Origin of the sequence: Lysobacter sp. GCM10012299, from assembly GCF_042649405.1 — a bacterium.
In the GTDB taxonomy this organism is placed as follows: domain Bacteria; phylum Pseudomonadota; class Gammaproteobacteria; order Xanthomonadales; family Xanthomonadaceae; genus Lysobacter_J.
Genome location: NZ_JBHRZC010000003.1, coordinates 284,938 through 307,247, shown reverse-complemented (window position 1 = coordinate 307,247; position 22,310 = coordinate 284,938). Strand labels below are relative to the sequence as shown.

Here is a 22,310-nt window from a genome sequence, read left to right as displayed (position 1 = left end):
CATGAAAGCTCCGCGTCCCAAGTCGTCGACTGAGTACGTCCGCGAATTCCGCGAGCGGATGCGGGGCGAGGGCTATGTAAAAAAGGACGTCTGGATCCTGCCCGAGCACGCCCAGGAGCTGGCCGCCGTCGAGCGCCGCCTGCGCAAGACGCCGGAGGCGATGGGGGTCCGCAGCGACAGCGGCGAAACCAGCGGCTGGACCGTGCGCTCGCTGCATACGGCCCTGGCCGAGACCGCCCCGGTGCAGTCGGGCAGCGTCGGCCTGGAAGTCGTGGAGGGCACCGAGCCCAGCCTGCACCTGGTGATGCACGACCACGGCGACCTGCCGGTGTTCATCGCCGTCAGCGGCGAGCAGATCATCGTCGAGTCGCTGATGTGGCCGGTCGAGGACGTCATCGACCCGGCCACCTTCAACCTGCACGTACTGCGCACGCACAAGGTGCTGCCGCTGTCGACGATGGGCATCGAAGTCATCGGCGGCGTCGCCTGCTACATCATGTTCGGCCTGCTCGACACGCATTCGAGCCTGGCCAACGTGCTGTTCGAGATCGAGACGCTGGCCGAGAACGTGCTCAGCGCCGCCGAGGCTTACCGGCCGTACCTGCGCCCGTCCGCATTCGCCGCGCAGGTGCCTCGATGAAGGCGTTCACGCGCATCTTCGGCCAGGTCCGCGAGCAACTGGCCGAGCTTGGCGAGACCATCGCCGGCCACCAGGCCCAGCGCGACCTCGACGAGGAGATCCGCGACACCGACGCGCACCTGCACGAGTGGCGCGCCAACCTCGCCGGCTTCCAGGCCAAGCGCCTGACCGCGCAGGAGCGCATCGACAGCACCACGCTCGCGATCACCCAGCGCGAAGCACAGGCACTGGCCGCGTTGCAGGCGGGCAAGGTCGCACTGGCCCGCGAAGTCGCGGCGGCCGTCGTGCAACTGGAAGAAGCGCGCGACGAAGAGCACGCCTTCGTCGCCCGGCTGGACGAGTGGATGGCGCAGATGCGCCACCTGATCGACCAGGGCGAAAGCAGCCTGCGACGCCTGCAGCACCAGCTCGATGCATTGCGCGCGGCCGAAACCCTGCAGCGCGCACAGGAAACCGTGGCCGGACGCCAGGCCGGTGCCACGACGCTGCCCCAGACGGCGATCGAATCGCTGCTGCGTGCCCGCCACCAGGGCGCAGGCGCGGCGGCGCAGGACGGCGGGCGCAACGAAGCGGTCGCCGCCAATCCGGAACTGGACGCCAAGCTTGAAGCGGCCGGCATCAACGAGCGCGATGCACGAACGCAGCTCGTGCTCGACCGCATCGGCCAACGCCTGTCGGAGCCCGGAATGGCCGGGCCTGCACCTCCCACGCGCAGCGGCGGTCGACGTGGCCGCGGCGCCGACGACACCACCAAGGGCAAGCGATGAATGCCTTCCTGCAGACCTGCCTGACCTTCCCGACGCTGGTGTACAGCATCGTCCTCGCCGTGTGCGTGGCGTACTGGGCGCTGGCCGCCACGGGGCTGGTCGATGCCGACGGACCCGACGCCCTGCTGGGCGGCGATGGCGATGGCGACGGCGACGGCGAAGCGGCCGGAGTCGCCGCGATGCTGGCCAAGCTCGGCCTGGCCGGCGTACCGGTGATGCTGGTGGCCACCGTGCTCAGCTTCATCGGCTGGCTCGGCACTTATTTCGTGCAGCTGCTGTTGCTGCAGCACTTGCCAGGGGCATTGCGGATCGTGGTCGGCATCGCCGTGGCGGTGGCCATGCTGGTGCCCGGCCTGTTCGCGACCTCGCTGCTGCTGCGCCCACTGAGCCGGCTGCTGCTGAAGCTGCGGCCGCCGGCCGACCCTTCGATCCTCGGCCGCACCGCGACCGTCAGCACGCCCTCCGTCGACGCCGGCTATGGCCAGGCGACGGTCGACGACGGCGGCGCCGGGCTGGTGCTGCAGGTCCGCCATCACGAATCCGGCCGTTTCAAGCGCGGTGACCGGGTCGTGCTCATCGAGTACCTCGATGCGCAACATGCCTATCGCGTGATTTCCGAACAACAGTTCAACACCCTGTAGAGATACGGATCCAACAAGGAGAAGTTGCAAATGAGCGTGTCCCTGGTCCTCCCGTTCCTGGTCGGGGCTGGCATCTTGCTGGTCGTGATGCTTGGCATCTTCGGCCTCTTCAAGGCCTTCTACATCAAGGTCGACCAGGGCACCGCCCTGATCGTCAACGACATGAGCTCGATGCCCAAGGTGCGCTTCACCGGCGGCCTGATCATCCCGGTGCTGTACCGCGCCGAGTACATGCGCATCAGCCTGATCACCCTGCAGATCGACCGCCGCGGCAAGGAAGGCCTGATCTGCCGCGACAACATGCGTGCCGACATCACCGTGGCCTTCTACCTGCGCGTCAACGAGACCCAGGCCGACGTGCTGCGCGTGGCCAAGGCGATCGGCGCCGACCGCGCCTCGGACAAGAACGCCGTCGATGAACTGTTCAACGCCAAGTTCTCCGAGGCGCTGAAGACGGTGGGCAAGAAGTTCCAGTTCACCGAGCTGTTCGAGCAGCGCCAGGAGTTCCGCGACGAGATCATCAAGATCATCGGCAACGACCTCAATGGCTACGTGCTCGAGGACGTGGCGATCGACTACCTCGAGCAGACGCCGAAGAACCTGCTCGACCAGAACAACATCCTCGACGCCGAGGGCATCCGCAAGATCACCGAGCTGACCGCGACGCAGAACGTGATCACCAACGAGCTCGAGCAGAACGAGAAGCTCGCCATCACCAAGAAGAATGTGGAAGCGCGCGAAGCCACCCTGGCGCTGGAGCGCCAGCAGGCCGAGGCCGAGGCCCGCCAGCAGCGCGAGGTCGAGACGATCCGCGCCCGCGAGGAAGCCGAGACGCTGCGCGTGAAGGAAGAGCAGCGCCTGATCTCCGAGCAGGCCCGCCTGCAGTCGGACGAGCAGATCCAGATCCGCGACCAGAACCGCCAGCGCGAAGTCGAAGTGGCCGAGCAGAACCGCCAGCGCGCCGTCGCCATCGAGGCCGAGCGCGTCGAGCGCGCGCGCAAGCTCGAGCAGGTCACCACCGATCGCGAAGTGCAGTTGCAGGGCGTGGAGCGCGACAAGGTCGTCGAGACCGGCAAGATGGACGTCGCCAACATCACCCGTGAGCGCATCGCCATCGACAAGACCGTGGCGCAGGAAGAAGAGCGCATCAAGGAAGTGCGCGTGGTCTCGCTGGCCGAGCGCGACCGCCAGGCCAAGGTGATCGCTGCCGAAGCCGAGGCGCAGGAAAACCTGGTGCGCACCGTCAAGGAAGCCGAGGCCTCCGAGACCGCGGCCAAGCACAAGGCCGTGGAGATCACGACCCTGGCGCAGGCCGAGCTGGAAGCCGCGTCGAAGGATGCAGAGGCCAAGAAGCTGATCGCCGAAGGCGTGAAGGCGGAGACCGCCGCGCCGGGCCTGGCCGAGAACCAGGTGCGCGAAGCCACCGCGGTGGCCATCGAGAAGGTCGGCATCGCCGAGGCACGCGTGATCGAGGCCAAGGCCGAAGCCAGCTACAAGCAGGGCAGCAGCGACGCCCGCGTCCTGGCCGAAAACCTGGCCGCGCAGGCCGACGGCGAGGAGAAGATGGGCCGCGCCAAAGCGACGGCGGTGGAATCGGTCGGCATTGCCAAAGCCAACGTCACGGTCAAGAAGCTCACCGCAGAGGCCGAAGGCCTGACCGCGAAGTTCGAGGCGATCGACTCGCTCAGCGACACCGCGCGCAGCCACGAAGAGTTCCGCATGACCCTGGAAACCCACCTCGAACAGGCCATGGCCGCGATCGAGGCCGGGCGCGAGGTGTCGAAGGAGAACGCGGAAGTCATCGCTTCGGCACTGCGCAACGCCAACATCGACCTGGTCGGTGGCGACGGCGGATTGTTCGAGAGCTTCTCCAAGGCGCTGTCGCTGGGCAAGTCGATCGAAGGCTTCGCCGGCAAGAGCCCGATCGTGCAGGACCTGATGGAGCGCTTTCTCGGCGTGGCCAGGCCCGACCCGCGCGAGCGCGTGATCGACTCGGCCGCCGCGGTCGTGCCGATCAACGCAGCCGACAAGAACAAGCACGAGCCGGTCGGCGCCTGACGCCGGCCGCAGCCTGACACACCACCCTTACCGAACGAGACCCGAGACATGAGCAAAGAAAACCGCGACTTCCTCGAGATGGCCTTCCAGTCCGTGCAGTGCTTCGGCAACGACGGCCGCCTGGATGCGACCGAGCTGGCCAAGATCATCGCCATCGCCGAGCGCGACGGCGTGACCGATCCCAACGAACTGCGCGTGCTGGGCAACATCATTGCCCGCATCCGTCCGGACGAGATCGATGCCGCGATGAAGGCGCAGCTGGCCGGAATCGCCAGCAAGTACGGCATCAAGATGCCCGAAACGGCCTGATCGCCTGCAACGGCCGGCGCCTGCGCATGCAGGTGTCCGGCCGGAGCGGCGGTGCGGTTTGAGTCACGCGTTGAACCCACGCAGTCACCCTCCAGGCGCCCCGGATCGGGCGAGGTAGAACGATGTCGCAGGCCATCACAGCCAATCAGGAAGGCACCGCCGGCGAAGCCGGCCAGGTCGACGCGGCCGTCGCCCAGGGTGGCGCCTACGAGGTGCTCAGCCGCCGCCTCGCCGAACAGGGCGAACGCCTGCGGCAGACCGCCGACGGACTCAACCGCCGTCGCCTGCAGGAGTTCGGCGACAGCGCGCTGGAAGTGATCGGCCGCCTGCGCATCCGCACCGAGAACAACTGCATCGGCCGCGACATCGTGCCGGTCGGCGACCAGCTGCTGTTCGGTTACAACGTCTTCATCGGCCTCAAGACCACGACCCGGGTCGAGGACGTGTTCGGGCTGTACCGGCTGGTCGAGGGCGCGGACGGCTTCGATGTCGTCGCGGTCGAGCACGCCAGCAGCTTCCTCGGCGATGCCGCGTTCGTGCGCGACTTCAACGAGCTCTACGCCTATTACAAGAATGCGCGCCTGCTGCAGCTGGACGTGGCAGGCAGCAAGCTGCTGGCCTCGTTCCAGATCGGCGAGCGCAGCACCGACGTGCGCGTGTTCCGCTGGGCGATCTCCAACCAGGGCGAGCTGACCTACATCGACGCGCGTGGCGAGCGCGACCTGGTGCTGCCGCCGCCGTTCGACTTCGAGTGGACCCGCGCCACGCGCGAACACACGGTCAACGGCCGCTTCGTTCACCTCAACATCCTCGACACGCTCTTCGTCGAGACCACCGGCGGCGACCTCACGCTCAAGGTCGAGAACAACACCGAGACCGGGCAGGGGATCTATTCCGAGCCGGTCGACGACAAGACCCAGTCGCTCGACGACGCCACGTTCGATTTCGCACGGGTCGGCTCGCTGATCCTGCTCAAGGTGCTGCCGTACCGAGAGACCACCTGGCGCGGCCTGGTCTACAACACCCTCACCGGCAAGGTCATCCGCAACGACGCCATCGTCCAGGCCTGCGTCCAGCTGCCCGAGGACCACGGAATCATCTTCCCGGGCGGCTACTACCTGCAGAGCGGCGAGCACAAGTCGTTCGACGCCAGCATGGACGGCATGCAGTTCCAGCGCGCCATCCGTTCGCCCAACGGCGAAGACGTGATGTACGCGTTCTACGAGCACGAACAGGGTCGCTCGGCGCTGTTCGTCTACAACATGATCCTGCGCAAGCTGCAGAACCCGCTGTTCGGCCACGGCCACGCCGTGCTGCCCGATGGCAGGATGGTGCTGTTCAACGCCGAGGGTGACGGTGCCACCCGCATCCACCCGATGCAGGTCTGGCGCACGCCCTTCTTCAGCGAGGAGTTCGCCGCGCAGCGACCGCCGGGCACCAGCTTCATGGGCCGGATCGGCAATGCCGAGCTCGTCCGCGGCATCTCCAGCCTATTCCACCTCGGCCGTGAAATCGAAAGCCAGGAAGTGTCGGTGCAGCGCTACCAGCTGCTGACCCACAACGCCCGACGCCTGTTCGACGCCCACCACTGGCTCGACGACGGCAACTGCGACGGCGTGGCCAGCCTGCTGCGCGAGATCACCGCCACCGGCGAATCGGTGCTCGGCGAGTTCGAGAAGGTCGAGAGCATCCGTCGCCAGTCCGATGCAGCGATGGCCAAGGCGCGCGCCGAGCACAAGACGTTGCTCGCGCGGCTGTTGCCCGAGAACTGGACGCAGGTGCAGGAGTTCGTCGATGCACTCGGCGAAATCGGCCGCCTGCGCGGTCACCTGCTGACCATCCGCGAGAATCGCTACATCGACACCGTCGCCATCGACGCGATGGGCGTGGAGCTGCAGGCCGCGCACGAACGCATCGGTGCCGCGACCGGCAGCTTCCTCGGCAGCGACAAGTCGCTGCAGCCTTATGCGGCGCGCGTGGCCGAGCTCGATGCGGCCGCGCAGAAGTCCGCCACCGCGCGGGAGCTGGCGACGCAGTTGCAGGCGCTGCAGGCGATCTCCGCCGACCTGGACATGCTGTCGGAGCTGATGGCGGGCCTGAAGGTCGACGACGCCAGCCAGCGCACGCGCGTCGTCGAGTCGATCTCGACCATCTACGCGCGCCTCAACCAGGCCCGCGCGCGCACAGAGCAGCGCCGCAAGACGCTCGGCTCGGCCGAGGCGGTGGCCCAGTTCGGCGCGCAGTTCACCTTGTTCGGCCAGTCGATCACCAGTGCCCTGGGCCTGGCCGGCGACCCGGAGAAGGCCGACGAGCAGCTATCGCGCCTGATGGTCCAGCTCGAGGAACTGGAGAGCCAGTTCGGCGAGCACGAGCAGTTCCTCGGCGACATCCTCGCCAAGCGCGAGGAACTGCTGGAAACCTTCGAGGCGCACAAGCAGGCGCTGCTCGACGACCGCCAGCGCAAGGCGCAGTCGGTGCTCGATGCGGCCAACCGCATCCTCGAAGGCCTGGGCCGGCGCGCGGAGAAGTTCACCAGCGCAGACCAGCTCAATGCCTTCTTCGCCGGCGATCCGCTGATCCTCAAGATTCGCGAACTGGCTGACCGCCTGCGCGGCTACAAGGACAGCGTCAAGGCCGACGACGTCGAAGCGCGCCTGAAGGCCGCGCGCGACCAGGCCGTGCGCGCGCTGCGCGACCGCAGCGACCTGTTCGAGGAGGGCGGCAATGTCATCAAGCTCGGCCGCCACCGCTTCAGCGTCAACAGCCAGTCGCTCGACCTGACCCTGCTGCCGCGCGGCGACGAACTTGCGCTGCACCTGACCGGCACCGACTTCATCGAGCCGTTGCGCAGCGAGGAACTGAACTCGTTCCGCGAATTCTGGAACACCGGCCTGGAGTCGGAGTCGACCGAGCTGTACCGCGGCGAGTATCTCGCCGGACAGGTGCTCGAGGCCGCCGACGCCGGTCGCGAAGGCCTGTCGCTCGAATCGCTCCAGCGTCAGCCTGGCGACATCGAAGCGCTCACGCGGACCGTGCGCGACTTCGCCGCGCCGCGCTACCGCGATGGTTACGAGCGCGGCATCCACGACCACGACGCCGCGCTGATCCTGCGGATGATGCTCACCCAGCGCGCCGCTGCCGGCACGCTTGTGCATGCGCCGCTGCCGCGCGCGCTGGCGGCGATGTTCTGGGCTGCACACGGCAAGGACGCAGCCCCGGGTGAGTGGCCGCAGCGCATTGCCAGCGCCCAGGCAATCGCCGCCATGTTCGGCACCCGCACCGGGCTGGATGCGCTGCAGGCGGAGATCGCCGGCGAGATCGCCGCGTACCTCCAGCAGACAGCGCTGGCGATCGATGCCGCGCGCGTGCCCGAAGCCGCCGGTTACCTGATGGACGAACTGGCCGGCGCCGACACCGGGCTGGTGCTGTCGCGCCATGGCCGCGAGTTGCTGGTGGCGCTGGAAGGCCGCATCAAGGCGGCCGGCACGCAGGACGCCTTCAAGCGTTCGATGGCCCAGCTCAAGGACCGCCCGCCCGTGCGCTGGCTGCACGCGATGCATTGGCTGGAAGGCCTGTGCACCGATCCCGCCTTCGCGCCGCTGGCCGGCTATGCCGCCGAAGCCGCGGCGTTCCTCGCCACCGAAGGTCAGCTGCAACGACGCGACAGCGATGCCGTGCTGCACGCGACGGTCGAGGGCCTGCTCGGCGAGCACGCCCGCATTGCCGGTGGCCGCATGACGCTGGCCATCGACGACCTGATGGCGCGCCTGCGCGGACACCATCGCGACGTGCTGCCGCGTTTCCGCCGCTACCAGGCGCTGCGCCAGGAGATCGTGGCGCGCGAACGCGAGGCGCTGCGGCTGGGCGAGTTCCAGCCACGCCCGCTGACCTCGTTCGTGCGCAACCGGCTCATCAACGACGTCTACCTGCCCGTCATCGGCGACAACCTTGCCAAGCAGATGGGCACCGTCGGCGAGAACAAGCGCAGCGACCTGATGGGCCTGCTGATGATGATCTCGCCGCCGGGCTACGGTAAGACGACGTTGATGGAGTATGTCGCCCACCGCCTCGGCCTGATCTTCATGAAGATCAACGGCCCGGCGCTCGGCCACGAGGTGCGCAGCATCGACCCGGCGCAGGCACCGGACGCGACCTCGCGCCAGGAACTCGAGAAGCTCAACCTCGCGCTGGAGATGGGCAACAACGTGATGCTGTATGTCGATGACATCCAGCACACGCATCCGGAGTTCCTGCAGAAGTTCATCTCGCTGTGCGACGGCACGCGCCGCATCGAGGGCGTGTGGAAGGGCCAGGCCAAGACCTACGACCTGCGTGGCAAGAAGTTCTGCGTGGTCATGGCCGGCAACCCGTACACGGAGTCCGGCGAGGTGTTCAAGATCCCGGACATGCTGGCCAACCGCGCCGACATCTACAACCTCGGCGACGTCCTGGGCGGCATGGAGGACTCGTTCACGCTGAGCTATATCGAGAACAGCCTGACCTCCAACCCGGTGCTGGCGCCGCTGGCGACGCGCGAGATGGCCGATCTTTACCTGCTGGCCGATAAGGCGCGCGGCAAGGAGGTCTCGCTCAATGGCCTGTCGCATGCCTACAGCGGCGCGGAGGTCAACGAGATCGTCGGCACGTTGCAGCGGCTGATGCAGGTCCGCGACGTGGTGTATCGCGTCAACCAGCAGTACATCGCCAGCGCCGCGCAGGCCGACAAGTACCGCACCGAGCCGCCGTTCAAGCTGCAGGGCAGCTATCGCAACATGAACAAGCTGGCCGAGAAGATCTCGCCGGTGATGAACGAAGCCGAGGTGCAACAACTCATCGGCGACCACTACCTGGGCGAAGCGCAGTTGCTGACCACCGGTGCGGAGGAGAACCTGCTGCGCCTGGCGGAGCTGCGTGGTGCGATGAGCGCCGACGACAGCGCACGCTGGGCGCAGATCAAGCGCGACTTCCTGCGCAACAAGGCGATGGGGGCCGACGACGCCGACGTCGGTGGCCGCGTGGTCGCGCAGCTGGCCGACATTGCCGGTGGCCTGCAGGAGATGGGGCAGGCGATGGAGCATGCAACGTCCAGCGCGGTCGCGCCGTTGCCGGCGCCGGCAGCCGAGCCGGCACCGTGGCACGAAGTGCTCGCATTGCTGCAGCGCGTGGCCGAGCAGCGCCGGGAACCGGCTGTCCAGCCGCAGCCGACGTCGCTGCCCGACGCACTGCCGTCGGCGATGCACGAGGCGATCGCGCCGTTGCTGGAGGCGATCCGCGCCAGCCACGACCAGCAGGAGAAGATCAACGCCGCGGTGCTGCACCTGGCAAATGCTTTCCGCGAAGACATCGTGACGCGGACGAAGCCGGCCACGGCCAGTCGCAGGCAGCATCGGCCGACGCCGGTCGAGAAGCCGCTCGACGAAGCGCTGCAGAACCTCGGCGACAACGGCAAGGACATCTGGCCGCCGCGATGACGTTACCCCGGCCCGACAGTGATGCCAGCCAGGGTGCTTCCGGCCCGGGCGTGCGCGAGACCGCCGATGGCGGCCTTGGCGCCGCACTCGTCGCGCAGGCGGACCTCGACGCGATCACCGCCTTGATCCAGGGCCTGCCAACCGTGCCCCTGCTGGAGCAGCTCGATGCCGCCGTGGCGGCACTGGACAGCTCCGATCCGGTCCGTGCGCGGCGGCGCGTCGGCTGGTTCGGGCGCCTGATGGGTCGCGATATCGTCGCCCAGGCGCAGGTCGATCCGGTCGAGCAGCGGGTGCGGGTTGCACTGTCGTCCGCAAAGTCGCTTGCAGACGAGCTGTCTGCACAACTGGTGAAACTGCAGGCCGCGGCCGACGGCCTGCAGCGCCAGCTCGGACTGCTGGATGCGACCGTCAGCGATACCCGAGCTTCCGGGCCCTCGGATGACGTGTCGGCGCGCCGGCTGGTTCATCTGGACCTGATCGCCGCCTCGTGGACGGCAACGCTCGCACACGTCGCGATGGTCCGCGGCCACGCCCGCCGCCTGATGGAGCGCCACGAGCAGGTGCGCGACGTGCTAGTGCCGCTTTGGCGGCAGCACGCGGCAGCCAACGCGACCGGCAAGCAGCTGCGCACCGACATTCGGCCCGATCGTTTCAGCCAGTTGCAGCGCGAACTGCGCATCGGGCTGGCATCACTGCACGACTCCACCGCCGTTCTTCCGTCGCCGCAAACCAAAGTCAACGCCTCACCCAAGGAGCCTTTGCCATGAACACGTCCGCCACGGATGTCGTGACCTCCGAGACCATGCCCGACGAGGCCGCGCTGCTGGCCCTGGGCCTGACATCGGCCGACCATGGCCGCATCGCCGAGATCGGCAAGTCGTTGCAGAACGTCGCGCCGGCCGACCTGCAGGGCTTCGGTCGCGAGGCGGCGACGCGGACCACGCAGTTCTCCAGCCAGTTGCTCGATCAGGTCCGCAACCGCGACCTCGACGCGACCGGCAGCAAGCTCGGCGAAGTGGTGCGCATCGCCCGCACGTTGAACCTGCAGAAGCTGGGCCGGCGCTCGAAGCTGCCCTTCGTCGGCCCGCTGATCGATCGCCTGCGCTCGTCCAAGGGCGAGCTGGTGCAGAAGTTCAGCAACACCAACCAGCAGATCGAACAGCTGATGGGCGATGTCTCGCGCCAGCAGGACGACCTTGCCGCGCGGGTCCGCGACTTCGACCGCATGCACGAGATCGTCCGCGAAGAGCGCCATGAACTGGCCCTGCACGTGGCCGCCGGCAAGCTGCGACTGGCCGAACTGGAACGGGAGCGCCGTGGCCTGGAAGGCGCCGAGGACCCGCAGTCGCGCACGCGCCGCGCCGAGCTCGATACCGCCACCCGCCTGCTCGACAAGCGCGTCGGCGACCTCGGCCTGCTGCAGCACTCGGCCGACCAGACGTTGCCGATGATCCGCATCATCCAGGCCAACGCCATCCAGCTGATCGAGAAGTTCACCGCGGTCCGCGACATCACCATCCCGGCCTGGAAGCGCAGCTTCGCCATCCAGCTGTCGCTGCAGGAACAGAAGGGCGCGGTCGAGCTGGCCACCGCCATCGACGACGCCACCAACGAGATGCTGCGCAGCAACGCCGACCTGCTGCACCAGAACTCGGTGGCGACGGCCAAGGCCAACCAGCGTGGCGTGATCGACGTGGAGACGCTGCAGTTCGTCCATGACCGCCTGATCCAGACCGTCGAGGACGTGCGCGCCATCCACCGCGAGGGCATCGAGAAGCGGCGCCAGGCCGAAGTCGAGCTGGCCAGGATGCGCGACGACGTGCACAAGCGCCTGGCTGCGCCGACCGTCGAAACGCGCTGACGGGACCGCCATGGACTTCACACAGCTCGACCGGACCCTGCGCGACTACGCGACTGATCTCAACCTGGACAACGAGGAGCGCTTCGAACTGCGCGAGCTGGGCGCGCGCATCGACGCCGAGCGCATCCGCTACCTGCGCAACCGCGCCTTCGACATGGCGCGCGAGATGATGCAGGCCGACCCGGCCAAGGTGCTCGACACGCTGCGCTGGCTGGAACAGGTCGTCAAGACACTGGACCTGTCCTTCGTCGCCGCGGCCGCCGGTACCACCGCGTTCTTCACACCGGGCGACAGCTGCCTGCGCAAGTTGCGCGAGCTGTGCCGGGGCAGCAGGCGCGCGATCGACGTGTGCGTCTACACCATTGCCGACGACCGCCTCACCGACGAACTGCTCGATGCCCACCGTCGCGGCGTGAAGGTGCGGATCATCAGCGACAACGACAAGCGCTTCGACACCGGCAGCGACGTACCGCAGCTGGCCGCCGCCGGCATCGAGGTACGCATCGACGACACGCCGTTCCACATGCACCACAAGTTCGCGCTGTTTGACGGCGAGCAGCTGGCCAACGGCAGCTTCAACTGGACGCGGAGCGCGAGCTCGTCGAACCAGGAGAACCTGGTGGTGAGTCGTGACGGTTATCTGGTGCGGTGCTTCGGCGGGCAGTTCGAGGAGCTGTGGGGCCGTTTCGGAACACTGTAAGCACCCGCGAGGCCTTCCTCGCGGGCTGGCGCGAGGCACCACGCAGCGTTCACCCGCATTGCGTTACCACTTCGGCCTGCTCGCGTCCCGTGGACGCGCCGACGCCGGCAACCAGGAAAGTTTTCGTCAGCCGGTGTCCACGCATAAAGGAGCGTGGCAATGTTGGGTCCGAGCCGGCACGATCCGAACGGCGCACGTGGCAGGCCCTGCCTGCGTCGACTCCCGCTTGCCCTCGGCATCGCCTCGGCGCTGCTGTCGCCAGTCCATGCGCAGACCTGCCCTACACCGGTCGTGGTCGCCGGCACCACCTGCGTGGTCGTCGGCGGCACCACCATCACGGTCGCCACGGCGAACAGCACCGGCGTAAGTGCCAGCGGCCCGACGGGCCAGGTCACGGCCGACGACGTCAACGTGCGCCTGGGCGCGGCGGGGACCACGGCGATCTTCTCGCAGCTGGGCGCCGACATTTTTTTCCGCCGCAGCACGGTGGCCACGACGTCGGTCGGCGCCGCCGCCAATGGACAGTTTGGCCTGCGCGCAACCGGCGCCGGCGGCCTCATCGAAGCCGCGAGTTCGGACATATCGCTGGCACCGGCATCGGGCACGACCACCAACCTGCGCGGTGTCAGCGCCGAAGCCGGCAGCGTCATCGCATTGGGCACCACCCGCGTGACCGTGCGCGGCGGCGCCAACGGCACCGGCAACTACGGCGTGCAGGCGCTCGGCCCGGGCAGCCTGGTCTCGGTCTCCGGCGGCAGCATCGACACGTCGTCGCGCGGTGCATTCGCCGTGCTGGCGCAGGACGGTGGCAAGGTCGACCTCAGCCACGGGACGCAGATCACCTCCGCAGGCGCGCAGGTGGTCGCGTCCAGTACCGGCAGCCATGCCCTGGTGGCCATCGGCAGCGGCAGCCAGGTCAATACCAACCAGGTCACGGCCAGCACGTCGGGAACGCTTGCCAATGCCGCCAGGGCGGAAGCCGGTGGCACCCTCACGCTCATCGGCAGCCAGCTGTCCAGCACCGGTGCGGGCAGCGCGCTTGTATCGTCGTCCGGCATCCGCGTGCTGACCGGCGGCACCTTGAACATGAGCGGCACCGGCAGCTCGGTGACCGCGACCGGGCTGTGGGGCAACGGCCTGCAGGTCGAAGACGCCGGGTCGACCGCGACCGTGTCCGACACCGCCATCCGCGTGGAAGCCGGGCGCGCGATGGGCGTGCTCATCAAGAACGGCGGCGCGGCCACCATCAGCAACAGCAGTGTGGTCAATGCGGGCCTTACCACTGGGCCGTGGGCGCCGGCGGTGCAGGTGGAAGGTGCCGGCTCCAGGCTGGTGATGACCGGCAGCCAGGTCAACACCGCGCAGCAGACGTCGTACGGCATCCGCGCGCTGACCGGTGCCGACATCGACGTGTCCAGTACTTCGATCACTACCGCCGGCGCATACTCGGCGGCGCTCCAGGCCGGAAGCTCGACGATCACCGGCACCGACCTCACCATCGTCACCACCGGCGACAACAACGCGATGGGGGCCCTGTCGGACGGCAACAGCGTGGTGACGCTGATCCGCGGCACGATCGATACCAGCGGCAACTCAGTGGCGCAGGCGGCCTACCCGCACGCGATGGGGGCACGCAATCCAGGCGCCGTGCTCAATGCCGACGGCACGATCGCCCACACCCGCGGTTTCATCGCCATTGGCGCCTGGGCCGACGACGGCGGCACCACCAGCATCGCCAACGTGCGCATCACCACGGAAGGGGAGCGCGGCATCGGTGCGATCTCCATCGTCGAACAGCAGGGCAGCCAGTTCGTCGCCAGCCTGACCGGCGACAACACGACGATCGAGACCTTCGGCGTCAACGGCCACGGTGCAGTGGCGCAGGCGCGCAACGACCTGCCTGGCCCTGTCGCCACCGTCACGCTCAACGACTCGGCGATCACCACCCACGGCACGGGCGCGCAGGGCCTGCGCGCGTTGCTGGCCAACTACGGCTCGACGCCGACCGGCCGCGGCGAGGCGGTCGTCGTCGCCAATCGCAGCACCGTCGTCACCGAAGGCGAGTCCGCGCATGGCGCGCTGTCGAAGGACGCGCCGACATCGGTGACGATGAACCAGACCTCGGTCCGCACCAGTGGCACGGCGGCGCACGGCGCAGTCGCGGCGATCGGCGGACGCATCATCGGTACCGATGCGGACGTGGCCGCCGCGGGCGCCGCGTCCATGTCACTGTTCGTCCTGGGCGAGCCGGATGCTGTCTCCAACGCGACTTTCACCAACAGCACTCTGGCCAACGTCAACGGGCCGAATGTCGGTGTCGCCGGAAACGGTGTCATCGCGCTCACCGACTCCACCGTCGACGGATCGGACGAATGGCTTCGCGTTGGCACCATCGACGACTTCCCTCCACCCGTCACGTCGGATCCGCCCGTGTCGGGCCCGGGCGACTTTCCCGACGACGAAGGCAACCCGCCCGTCGCCGGGCAGCCGCCATTGGACGCACCGCCGTACGCCGTCACGCCCGGGCTGGCAAACATCACGGCGACCCGATCGACCATGACCGGTTCGGCCTTCACCGCGGCGGGCAGCGTGTCCAACCTCACCCTGGTCGACGCGACCTGGAACATGACCGGCAGTTCCAATCTCACCAACCTGGTCAACGATCCGAGCCTGATCGATTTTTCCGCGCCGGTCGGCGGGGCGTTCAAGACCCTCACCGTGGTCAACTACAGCGGCGACGGCACCATTGCGTTGAACACCGTGCTCGGCGACGACAGTTCACCGTCGGACCTGCTGGTCGTCGATGGCGGCAGTGCATCCGGTTCCAGCCATCTGCAGATCAAGCAGGCCGGTGGCGCCGGCGCGGTCACAGTCGCCAACGGCATCCTCGTGGTCGATGCGATCAACGGCGCGTCGACCACGCCGACGGCATTCGCGCTGGCGGCCCCGGTGTTCGCCGGGCCGTACGAATACACACTGCAGCGCAGCAGCCGCGATGCCAGTGGGCCGCAAAGCTGGTTCCTGCGGTCGACGATCGACTGCTCCGCGGCGAATGCGCCATCGCCGCCGTGCCCGGCACCGCCGCCGCCGCCTCCTCCTCCTCCGCCCCCGCCCCCGCCCCCGCCTCCGCCTCCGCCCCCGGTTCCGCCTCCGGATCCCCCGCCGACGCCGCCAACACCTCCGATCCCCAACATCCGCGCCGAGGTATCCCTGTATGCCGCGCTAGCACCGACGGCATTGAATTACGGCCGCGCGCTGCTCGACACGCTGCACGAACGCGTCGGCGAACAGGAACTGCTGTGGGCCCGGAGCGACCTCGACGAGGACCGCAGCACCGCCGATGGCATGTGGGGCCGGTTGATCTACGTCAACGGCGACCGTGACGGCGCCGCCAATGGCATCTTCGGCCGTGGCCCGAGCTATGACTTCGTCACCGGCGCCGTGCAGATCGGCTACGACCTGTACCGCCACGAGGAACCCGACGAGCACCGCGACCACGCCGGTCTCTACGGTGCAGTGGGCTACGCCGAAACCGAGGTCGAGCATTTCGACGGCCGCCGTGCCGGCGACGAACGTGTCGATGGCTACACGCTGGGTGGCTACTGGACGCGCTATGGGCGCAAGCAGTGGTACGTCGACTCGGTGCTGCAGGCGACGTGGTACGAAGCGTCGGCCAATCCGCAGCCCGGGCGCATCTTCAAGCGCATGCGCACCGATGGCCTGGGGCTGGCGGCCTCGATCGAAGGCGGCTACCCATTCCGCAACAAGCACGACTGGGTGCTCGAGCCGCAGGGCCAGCTGATCTACCAGTGGATCGATCTGAACGACACCTCCGACCTTGCGGCGGATGTCAGGTTCGACGATGTCGACTCGCTGGTCGGCCGCCTGAGTGCGCGGCTGTCGCGCGACTGGTCGCACGACGAAACGACCGCACCCTTGTTCAGTACTGGCTGGGGCCGGGTGAGCGTGTGGCACGAATTCCGCGGTGACCCGATCACCAGCTTCTCGTCACAGGCCGGGTTCGTCCCCTTCCACGCCGACCTCGGTGGCAGCTGGTGGGAGGTCGAGCTGGGCCTGACCCGCGAGATCGACCGCAACGTCTTCTTCTACGGCAACGCCGGTTATTCCCAGGGCTTCGATGACGATCGCCACTCCTGGGAGGGCAAGGTCGGACTGCGCGCGAACTGGTAAGGGGCGCGCAATCGACAAGCTCCCGATCAGGCGCCGTCACAACAGATGGCGCAGCGTCGGCAGGTACTTCTCGCTGGAGCCGGTGTTGACCGCGACCACGCGCTCGCCGCGCCGGACCAGGCCGCGGTCGAGCAGTTGCGGCAGGGCCGCGAGGCAGGCTGCGCCCTCCGGCGAGATCCAGTCGTGCGTGCGGCGCCACTCCGCTGCGAGTTCGGTTTCAATCCCGGCTTCGTCAACCGCGACCGCCGCGCCACCGCTCGCCCGGATGATGTCCAGCACGCGGAAATGACCGACGCCGCCGGGCACGTTAAGACCCACGGCGAGGGTCTGGCCCGCCTCGACCACGGTCGTGTCCGCCGCGCCGTCGTCGAACGCACGCACGAGCGGGGCAGTTCGTGCGCTCTGCACGCACAGCATGCGCGGGCGGCGCGAACCGATCATGCCGAGTGCCTCGAGCTCGTCCCATGCCTTCCACATGCCCAGCACGCCGGTGCCGCCGCCGGTGGGATAGATCACCGCATCGGGCAACGACCAGCGTGTTTCGCCGGGTGCCGGCTCAGCGAGTTCGAGGCCGAGCGACTTCTTCCCCTCGATCCGCCACCCCGGCTCCTGGAACGTCGCGACGGAAAACCAGCCATTCGGGATGTAGCGCTCCTTGAGGAACGCGCCCGCCTCGCGGATGGTCGGGCCGACCAGCTCGAGGATCACCCGATCGGGATGGCGCTTGGCGGCCGCGGCGACGCCGCCGAGGATGGGCATCGGCGTGTCGTCCGGCATTGCGACAACGACGTTCAGTCCGCCTTCGAGCGCGTAACGCACGAGCGAATCGCCGGCGTTGCCCTGCGTCGGCACCGCGAGCCTGGTCAGGCCCAGGCGTCGCGCCTGGGCGGCGACCATCGCCATGCCGCGGTCCTTGAAGCTCTGTGTCGGGTTCGCGCCGTGGCCGGGATGCGCCTTGCCTTCGTCCTTGAGCTGGAGCGCAAGGCCGGCCTTTGCCGCGACCGGATGGGCCGAGTAGTCGAGCAGTGGCGTCGCCCCTTCGCCGAGCGGGACGAGATGTGCGGCGTCGACCGGATCGTCGGCATCGAGCGCCATCAACGCGCCGAAACGCCACAGGTCGCGACGCTGCGGGCGATACCACGCCGCATCCGGTTTCTCGCGCGCCAGTCGCTCGAGGTCGAGCACCATCTCGACCGGCCGGCCGTCTACCGGATCGAGGTTCATCGGTACATCGGCGGAATACTCGACACCGGAGGCGATACCGCGAACGCAGCGGACGTAGGACATGGGCGGACCCGATCGGAGATTCGTCGTTGTCGCAGCCTCGAGGCCGGATTGCAACCACGCGCGGTGCCGACCCTTCGATCTTCAAAGAAGCGCTTTATCGCCCAATGCCTGCTCTCGCACTTCCCGTAGCGACACGACGCTTTGATGAAACGACCGCTAATGGCCGATAGCAGGCATCCCCGAGATGCAATCCCGGGATTCTCTAAACCCTGGTGAGTTTCAGCCGGTCGATCACCGCTTCGAGGTAGTTCGGTCCGACTGGCACGTTGGCGCCGTCGCGCAGGGTGAGCGTCGTGCTGCCGTTGGCGTGCCGCTGGACGCCGGTGACGAGGCTGGGGCGGACAAAGGCGGAACGGTGGACGCGTATCAGCCCGGCGGGATCGAGGGTGCGCTGGAGTGCACTCATCGTCGTGCGGTGGATGTGGCTGCGGGTGGAGGTATGCAGCATGACGTAGTCGCGTGCGGCCTCGATCCAGTCGATCGTCTCGATGGGTACCCGCCGCGATCCGTTCCTCACCTGCACCCAGATCGCGTCGTCATAGGCGCCCGCGCTGCTGGTCGCGGTCGTAGCCGCTGCTTCGCGAAGTGCGCGGCGGCGCTTGGCACGTTCGACGGCTTGGCGTAACCGGTCAAAGCGCACCGGCTTGAGGAGGTAGTCCGTCGCATCGACCTCGAAGGCGTCCGGTGCAAACTGCTCGAAGGCGGTGACGAACACGATCTCCGGTCGCTCCTCCATTGCCATGTCGGCGGCCACGGCAAGCCCACTCTTCTCCGGCATCTGGACGTCGAGCATCACCAGGTCGGGCCGGAGTGTCGCGATCGCCTCGGCTGCCTCCTTCCCGTCGCCCGCGGTGCCGACGACCTCGACGTCCGGAAGCTGGCGAAACAGGGCGACCAACCGGTCGAGCGCCAGTGGTTCGTCGTCCACGAGGAGTACGCGCAACCGGCTCATCCTGCCTCCGCTGTCAGGGCTTCCGCGGGCGCGAGCGGGAAACGCACACTGGCACGGAACCCATGCGGCAGCGGCTCCGCTCGCAGCGTGCCGCGCCCACCGTAGAGTACGTCCAGGCGCTGACGCACGTTGGCGAGGCCAACGCCGGTCCCCTTGCGCACATCCGTGACCTTGGCCGGGTCGCCATCGTCCTCGACGGTGACGACGAGATCGTCACCGTCCTGCGCCACGGCGATGCGCAGCGTCACGGCGTACCGGGTCGGCGCCACCGCATACTTCACTGCGTTCTCTACCAGCGGCTGCAGGAGGAAGCTTGGCACAAGCGAATCCTCGAGCTCGGGCGGACAGTCGAGTACGACGCGCAGTCGTTCGCCAAAACGGACCGCCTCGACGTCGAGATAGGTCTCGACGGTGGTGAGCTCCTGCCCGATCGTCACCGTGCTCTGCGGATCGGTGACGAGCGTGCTGCGCAGAAACGCGGACAGCTTCGCGAGCAGCGCTTCGGCCTGTTCGTTGCGGTGGTTGACGACCAGCGAAGAGGCGGCGTTCAGTGCGTTGAAGAGCAGATGCGGATTGAGCTGGTATGTGAGTGCCGCCAGCCGCGCGGCGCTCGCCGCGGCCTCGGCCTTCGCCGCGAGCGCTCGAGCTTCGATCTCGGCTGCACGCGCATCGGCGAGTTCGCGCTCGCGTTCGCGCACCGTCCGGTTGACCTGGATGACGACGAGGATGGCCGCGATCAGCCCGTAGAGCCAGAAATACCCTACGACGTTGTTGAGCGTCCTGGCGATCGTCGCGAACGGGTCATCCCGCGCGGCCAGGCGAAGCCACCACGTGGCCACGAAATCCGCGACGCCGAGAAGAATCGCAGCGACGGCTACGGCGACGAACATCGTGATCAGCTTGGTCGCGATCGAGCGATCCCGGACACGCACGGCGGCGAGATGTATCAGCGTGGTGAGCGCGATCCCGACGACGTAGAGCGCGCTGACGTGTTCGAGTACCCGTGCCGGCAACTCGCCCGCGCCGAAGTACGTCGGCAGCACGAACAGCCCGCATGACACCGTCCAGACACTGAAGCCCAACCATGCAGCTTGTCGCGTGTCCGCGCTGAACCTTTCCATCACTGCCCCTCGTTTCCCAACGGTTGGACCTTAGCGAAACGGCGTCGACGGGGCCCGGTTTTCGTCTCGCCATTCCGGACTTTCGTCGACGCGCCCGGGCTTTGTCGACAGGCTGCGTGTTCCCGTCGAAGCGCGCTCGCGAGGTCCTGCGATGGCTCCTAGCATCCTCTCATCGACACAGCGGTGTCGCCATCCGATTCGCCCGAGGACCCACCGATGATGCGCAAACTGCTCCTGGCCGCCGCGGCGGCCCTCATGGCCCAGGCCGCCTGCGCGGCCCCGCCCAACGATGCCGACCGGGTCGCGCTGGAGAAACTCGCCGCCGACCTGGATGCCGTCTGGGACAGCGGCGACCCCGCGGCGGTGTCCGCGCTCTACGCCGCTGACGGCAGCCTGCGCATGGGCAGCCTTCCGGTCGTCGAGGGGCGTGACGCCGTGCAGCGCTACTTCGTGGAAACGCTTGGCCGGCGGCCCGCCGGCGCGCGGCATGTCACGCGGGTCGAGAACATCGACATGCTCACGCCGGACCTTGCGCTGGTCGATACGCGCGCGAGCATCGAAAGGGACGGTGCGCAGGGAAGCCGGGAAGTGCTGGCCGAGTTCCACAACCAGACCCTGGCCTTGCGCCAGGCCGATGCTTGGCGGTTCCGCGCAGTGCGCGCACAACGGATGGCGGAGCCGGGCCGGGCTGCCGCACCCGTCCAGCAGGGGGGCAAGCGATGAACGCAAAGACGCTTGCCGCCGGCCTGGTCGGCGCGATCACCCTTGGCACCGTGGGCGCGGCCTTCGCCGACGCAATGTTCCTGCCCGGGCTGTACGAGGTGCGGGTGAGCTACCCGGGCGACGGCTCGGGCGTCGAGACGACGCGCGAATGCCTCACGTTGGCCGAGGCGAAGGAGGAATCACTCGAGCGGCAGCTGGGCGAAGTCCTCAACGATGCGAGTTGCCAGTTCACTCAACGGAACATCGGCGCAGGGCGATTCGCAATCTCAGGCACCTGCAACAACGGGGGATTCAGGTCGAATCTCAAGCAGTCCGGCACGTACTCGCCCACCGCCATGACGATGGACATGAGCATGACTCTGGCGCCCGTGCCCGGCGCCGGGCCGGTGAGCATGCAGATGACCATGTCCAGCCGCCGCATCGCTGCGAACTGCCCGGCAGGTAGCGATAACGATTGAGCCGGCGCAGCCCGCTCAGTCCGGCATTCACCAACCAGGAGCACCCGACAATGCACCGCCTGACGATCGGTATCCTCGCGCTCGCCACCGCGCTCTCGCTTGCCGGTTGCACCCAGGTGGAGCTTGCGCGCCTCTATCTCGCGAACAACGGCACGGCGGCCGAAATGACGAAGCCGCTGCCCCTCACCTTGCCCTACAAGGACGTCGACGGCTGGGTGCTGTTACCGGCGCGCGTCAATGGCCGCGCTTCCATCGACTTCGTGCTCGACACCGGCGCCTCGGTCGTGGCGCTCATCGCGGACCAGCGCACGACGCATCTCGATCTCGATATGCGGGGGGTGCGCCGCCTGGGCGCGCCCGACGACCTGGCTGCACCCGTCGGCGCCAGGCAGGACGGGCTGGCCATCGATTTTGGCGGCGTGGTGCTGGAGAACCAGACAGCGCTTGCCATCCCGGCCGAGAGCCTCGACTGCAAGGGCGAACAGCGGAGAGTGGCGCCGTTCAACGGTGTCATCGGCCACGACCTGTTCCGCCGCTTCACGGTGGAGGTCAACCGCGACAACGGAACCGTCACGCTTCACGATCCGGACTCCTATCACTACCGCGGCAGCGGCCGGATCGTGCCCGCGGAGATCGCCGGCCGCCAGCCTTTCATCGACGCCAGGGTTGCTCCGTCAACGGGCGCTCCGTATCGAGCCCGCCTGCATGTCGACAGTGGCGCGGGCATCGATATGACGCTGTTCCCGGGGTCGAGCCCGGCCATCAAAGCGCCGCCCGGCGGGCGCGGGCGAGAGGCGTGCTTCGTGGGCGGCCGCGCCACCTACACGGTCGGTGCACCCGTTCACCTCGGTCTGGCCGGCGGCGTCATCACCACGCCGGTCGAATACGCCACCGGCCGGGAGGTAATCGCCGCCGGACAGAACGGCCGCCTCGGCGCCCGTTTCCTGGCGCGATTCAACGTGGTTTTCGACTACGCGCGCGAACGCATCATCCTCGAGCCTCGGCGCCGGCCCGTGGTCGTCGCGCATGCTCCCGGGCACTGAATCGGAATGACGATCCTGAGTCGGTACTCCGACGCCGACGCAGTGCTAGGGGCCTTTCGCCTTGCCGGCCGCTTTGACTCCAATGAGG

The 22,310-nt window shown here is 68.0% G+C and carries 16 protein-coding genes; 13 read left to right on the top strand and 3 right to left on the bottom strand.

Going from position 1 to position 22,310, the window contains the following annotated elements:
* The first annotated feature begins 1 nt into the window (after position 1).
* The 10 genes from ACFOPO_RS09370 to ACFOPO_RS09325 all read left to right on the top strand — a co-directional run bounded on the left by ACFOPO_RS09370 (position 2) and on the right by ACFOPO_RS09325 (position 16,638).
* Positions 2-640: a YjfI family protein gene (locus ACFOPO_RS09370; RefSeq protein WP_386702937.1), complete on the top strand. Its 639-nt coding sequence runs from the start codon at positions 2-4 to the stop codon at positions 638-640.
* Entirely contained in the window at positions 637-1,407 is a 771-nt protein-coding gene (locus tag ACFOPO_RS09365) for a PspA/IM30 family protein (RefSeq protein ID WP_386702936.1), read from the top strand. Before ACFOPO_RS09370 ends, ACFOPO_RS09365 begins: the two co-directional genes overlap by 4 nt.
* Positions 1,404-2,048 carry a hypothetical protein gene (locus ACFOPO_RS09360; protein WP_386702935.1) on the top strand — a complete coding sequence of 215 codons (645 nt, stop codon included), beginning with the start codon at positions 1,404-1,406 and terminating at the stop codon, positions 2,046-2,048. The genes ACFOPO_RS09365 and ACFOPO_RS09360 overlap by 4 nt, the downstream gene beginning before the upstream one ends.
* A gap of 30 nt (positions 2,049-2,078) precedes the next feature.
* Entirely contained in the window at positions 2,079-4,106 is a 2,028-nt protein-coding gene (locus tag ACFOPO_RS09355; protein WP_386702934.1) for a hypothetical protein, read from the top strand.
* Between the two features lie 48 nt (positions 4,107-4,154).
* Positions 4,155-4,415: a hypothetical protein gene (locus tag ACFOPO_RS09350; protein WP_386702933.1), complete on the top strand. Its 261-nt coding sequence runs from the start codon at positions 4,155-4,157 to the stop codon at positions 4,413-4,415.
* 122 nt (positions 4,416-4,537) lie between these two features.
* Complete coding sequence (locus ACFOPO_RS09345) at positions 4,538-9,886, top strand: DNA repair ATPase (protein ID WP_386702932.1); 5,349 nt, start codon at positions 4,538-4,540, stop codon at positions 9,884-9,886.
* A 50-nt stretch (positions 9,887-9,936) separates the two neighbouring features.
* Positions 9,937-10,653 carry a hypothetical protein gene (locus ACFOPO_RS09340; RefSeq protein WP_386702931.1) on the top strand — a complete coding sequence of 239 codons (717 nt, stop codon included), beginning with the start codon at positions 9,937-9,939 and terminating at the stop codon, positions 10,651-10,653.
* On the top strand, positions 10,650-11,747 hold the full coding sequence (locus ACFOPO_RS09335) for a toxic anion resistance protein (RefSeq protein ID WP_386702930.1): 1,098 nt from the start codon (positions 10,650-10,652) through the stop codon (positions 11,745-11,747). Before ACFOPO_RS09340 ends, ACFOPO_RS09335 begins: the two co-directional genes overlap by 4 nt.
* A 10-nt stretch (positions 11,748-11,757) precedes the next feature.
* A complete protein-coding gene (locus ACFOPO_RS09330; protein ID WP_386702929.1) occupies positions 11,758-12,447 on the top strand; it encodes a phospholipase D-like domain-containing protein in 690 nt (229 codons plus the stop codon).
* A 159-nt stretch (positions 12,448-12,606) separates the two neighbouring features.
* Positions 12,607-16,638 (top strand): autotransporter outer membrane beta-barrel domain-containing protein, encoded by a 4,032-nt coding sequence (locus ACFOPO_RS09325; RefSeq protein WP_386702928.1) that lies wholly within the window; start codon positions 12,607-12,609, stop codon positions 16,636-16,638.
* A gap of 36 nt (positions 16,639-16,674) precedes the next feature.
* Here ACFOPO_RS09325 and ACFOPO_RS09320 read toward each other — a convergent pair whose 3' ends face one another.
* The 3 genes from ACFOPO_RS09320 to ACFOPO_RS09310 form a co-directional block, all read right to left on the bottom strand.
* The gene (locus ACFOPO_RS09320; protein WP_386702927.1) at positions 16,675-17,925 is read right to left on the bottom strand and encodes a threonine synthase; all 1,251 of its coding nucleotides are present in this window, start codon (positions 17,923-17,925) and stop codon (positions 16,675-16,677) included.
* A 202-nt stretch (positions 17,926-18,127) separates the two neighbouring features.
* On the bottom strand, positions 18,128-18,877 hold the full coding sequence (locus tag ACFOPO_RS09315) for a LytR/AlgR family response regulator transcription factor (protein WP_386702926.1): 750 nt from the start codon (positions 18,875-18,877) through the stop codon (positions 18,128-18,130).
* A complete protein-coding gene (locus ACFOPO_RS09310) occupies positions 18,874-19,998 on the bottom strand; it encodes a sensor histidine kinase (RefSeq protein WP_386702925.1) in 1,125 nt (374 codons plus the stop codon). Before ACFOPO_RS09310 ends, ACFOPO_RS09315 begins: the two co-directional genes overlap by 4 nt.
* A 216-nt stretch (positions 19,999-20,214) precedes the next feature.
* Here ACFOPO_RS09310 and ACFOPO_RS09305 point away from each other — a divergent pair, with 216 nt between their 5' ends.
* Genes ACFOPO_RS09305 through ACFOPO_RS09295 form a run of 3 tightly spaced genes read left to right on the top strand, consistent with a single transcriptional unit; the run spans position 20,215 to position 22,222 of the window.
* Positions 20,215-20,721: a YybH family protein gene (locus ACFOPO_RS09305; protein ID WP_386702924.1), complete on the top strand. Its 507-nt coding sequence runs from the start codon at positions 20,215-20,217 to the stop codon at positions 20,719-20,721.
* Positions 20,718-21,179, top strand: coding sequence for a DUF3617 domain-containing protein (locus ACFOPO_RS09300; protein WP_386702923.1), 462 nt, complete (start codon positions 20,718-20,720; stop codon positions 21,177-21,179). Before ACFOPO_RS09305 ends, ACFOPO_RS09300 begins: the two co-directional genes overlap by 4 nt.
* Before the next feature lie 50 nt (positions 21,180-21,229).
* The gene (locus tag ACFOPO_RS09295; protein WP_386702922.1) at positions 21,230-22,222 is read left to right on the top strand and encodes an aspartyl protease family protein; all 993 of its coding nucleotides are present in this window, start codon (positions 21,230-21,232) and stop codon (positions 22,220-22,222) included.
* Positions 22,223-22,310 lie beyond the last annotated feature (88 nt).